This window comes from Cohnella baijiui, from assembly GCF_020731285.1.
Taxonomy (GTDB): Bacteria; Bacillota; Bacilli; order Paenibacillales; family Paenibacillaceae; genus Cohnella.
Genome location: NZ_JAJFOW010000457.1, coordinates 1 through 218, shown reverse-complemented (window position 1 = coordinate 218; position 218 = coordinate 1). Strand labels below are relative to the sequence as shown.

At 47.7% G+C, this 218-nt stretch carries 1 protein-coding gene; it reads left to right on the top strand.

Translation table 11 applies throughout. The annotated features are described in order from the left end of the window. Positions 1-218 (top strand): transglycosylase domain-containing protein (locus LKX83_RS33370; RefSeq protein WP_227887604.1); only part of this gene is annotated, 218 nt, incomplete at both ends.

The following is a 218-nucleotide window of genomic DNA, read 5'->3' as shown; positions in this document are numbered from 1 at the left end:
ATTCGGACGAGCCTGTATAGCCGTCCTTCTCGTATCCATCATTGGTTGGATAACAATAAGTTCCATCGGAGAACACTGGGTCCGCAAGGAAAAATTAGCAGCGTTTGAACATCCCAGCGCTACGTATGTTGAGGTCGAAAAGATGCCTGATTATGTATGGCAGGCATTTACAGCAATTGAAGATCACCGCTTTCCCTATCATCCAGGCGTCGATCCGC